Genomic DNA, 1,422 nt, shown 5'->3' with positions numbered 1-1,422 from the left:
GGTCGCGTCCGTCAAGGTGGTGTAATTTCGGCTGTGGCCGTGGGCCATCGTCAGGCGGCTTTGGCGGTGATGTGTAGGGGCTGATTTTCCTCCTCGATCATGGGTTGGTTGAGTTCGGCCATGCCTTCGATCTGCATGTATCGGTGCTGGAGCTGCCACTCGTCGTTCTGCTCCATCAGCACAGCCCCGACGAGGCGGATGATGCTGTCTTCGTTCGGGAAGATTCCGACGACGTCGGCGCGGCGCTTGACCTCCTTGTTGAGCCGCTCGAGCGGATTGGTTGAGTGTAACTTCGTGCGGTGCTGGGTGGGAAAGCCGGTGTAGGCGAGCACGTCGGTTTCGGCCTCGTCCATGCAGGCGCCGAGCTTGGGCCAACGGGTGCGCAACTGGTCGGCGACCTGTCGCCAGACCTGCGTTGCGCTTTTCTGATCGGGCTGCAGGAAGACCTGGCGGATCGCGGCGGCGACGACAGTGTTCTGGCCCTTGGGCACATAGGACAGGGCATTGCGCATGAAGTGCACCCGGCAGCGCTGCCAGGTGGCGCCCATGACGCGGGTGATCGCGCCCTTGAGGCCCTCGTGAGCATCGGAGATGACCAGCTTCACGCCGGTAAGACCGCGCCGAACAAGGTCCTTCAGGAAGTCGGACCAGAAGACCTCCGCTTCCGAGGGGCCGATATGCAGGCCGACGATCTCGCGCCGGCCCTCGGTGTTGACGGCCATGGCGATTATTGCGGCAACGCTGATGATCCGCCCGCCTTCGCGTACCTTGAGATAGGTGGCATCGAGCCAGAGATACGGCCATTCGCCGGTGAGCGGGCGTTTCAGAAAGGCATGGACGCGCTCGTCAATGTCCTTGCAAAGCTTGGAGACGGTGGACTTGGAGATGCCGGTCATGCCCATGGCCTGGACGAGTTCATCGACCCGCCGGGTGCTGACCCCGCCGATCCACGCTTCCTGGATCACCGCAACCAGCGCTTTCTCGACCATCTTGCGGGGCTCAAGGAAGCCCGGAAAGTAGGACCCAGCACGCAGCTTGGGGATTTTCAGGTTCAGCGTGCCTACCCGGGTATCCAGCGAACGGTCGCGATAGCCGTTGCGCCAGGTCGCGCGCTCGCTGCTGCGTTCGTGGCGACCCGCGCCGATCAGGCCATCAACGTCGGCCTCCATGATCAGCTGCAGCACGTTCTCGGCGATGGTGCGCAAAAAATCCGGTTGGCCGCCCTTCGCAGCAAGCTCTTCGATCAGTAATCTGTCCTCGGTCATCGGGAACTCCTCTTCGTCACGGTTGAAGTGTGCAAACTCCACCATAACGATGAACCCGGTGGCCACCAGCGACGCCGCATTCCGGGGTGGGGCATGCCCCACCCCGGAATACACCATCGCCTACACCGGAAATTACACCACGAGCGCGGACGCTAAC

General features: G+C 62.6%; 1 protein-coding gene. It reads right to left on the bottom strand.

What is annotated here, in order from left to right:
• Positions 1–50 precede the first annotated feature (50 nt).
• Positions 51–1,265 (bottom strand): IS256-like element ISSpma2 family transposase, encoded by a 1,215-nt coding sequence (locus GGQ88_RS21010; RefSeq protein ID WP_006954973.1) that lies wholly within the window; start codon positions 1,263–1,265, stop codon positions 51–53.
• Positions 1,266–1,422: the final 157 nt, after the last annotated feature.

It is taken from the genome of Novosphingobium hassiacum (assembly GCF_014196055.1).
Taxonomy (GTDB): domain Bacteria; phylum Pseudomonadota; class Alphaproteobacteria; order Sphingomonadales; family Sphingomonadaceae; genus Novosphingobium; species Novosphingobium hassiacum.
The sequence above is the reverse complement of the archived record's forward strand: the minus strand, read 5'-3'. Positions and strand labels throughout refer to the sequence as shown.

Excerpts from the sequence above, each read along its gene's own strand:
- GGQ88_RS21010 (WP_006954973.1), bottom strand. The coding sequence starts at position 1,265 with ATGACCGAGGACAGATTACTGATCGAAGAGCTTGCTGCGAAGGGCGGC.